Annotated in this window: 1 protein-coding gene; it reads right to left on the bottom strand. The window is 67.3% G+C overall.

Annotation, left to right across the window (positions count from 1 at the left end):
• On the bottom strand, positions 1 to 406 hold a 406-nt coding region (pgk, locus tag CVH10_RS17000), incomplete at its 3' end, for a phosphoglycerate kinase (RefSeq protein ID WP_106489333.1).
• Between the last annotated feature and the right edge of the window lie 165 nt (positions 407 to 571).

A 571-nucleotide genomic window follows, 5' to 3' on the forward strand; every position in this document is an offset into this window, starting at 1 on the left:
CGGCCATCTTCTTCGCGAGCGCTTCGTCGTTCTTCTTCTCGCCCTTGTTGACGCGGCAGTTCTCCAGCAGCACGACCTGGCCCGGCGCCACGTCGACCCCGTCGACCCAGTTCGCCACCAGCGGCACCGGGCGGCCGAGCAGCTCGGCCAGGCGCTCGGCCACCGGTGCCAGCGAATCCTCGGGCTTGAAAGCGCCCTCGGTCGGGCGGCCGAGGTGGGACGTGACCATCACCGCCGCACCGGCGTCGAGCGCGGCCTGGATGCAGGGCACCGAGGCGCGCACGCGCGTGTCTTCGGTGATGCGGCCCGCGTCGTCCTGCGGCACGTTGAGGTCGGCACGGATGAAGACGCGCTGGCCGGCAACCTTGCCTTGCGCACAGAGATCGGTGAAGCGGATGACGTTCATGGGAGGTGGGATGAGGATGAAAGGAAGAAGAAAGCTTTAACTATTGTAGTTTTGCGCTTCCGGCCACCGACCAGCCTACCAGCCGAGGCCGAGGTGCAGCGGCAGGTAGACCGCCATGCCCACGAGCATCGTGCCCAGGACGCCGCGCCGCCAGAAATAGTAGGC

Source organism: Halomonas sp. ND22Bw (assembly GCF_003011945.1).
In the GTDB taxonomy this organism is placed as follows: Bacteria; Pseudomonadota; Gammaproteobacteria; order Pseudomonadales; family Halomonadaceae; genus Halomonas; species Halomonas halophila.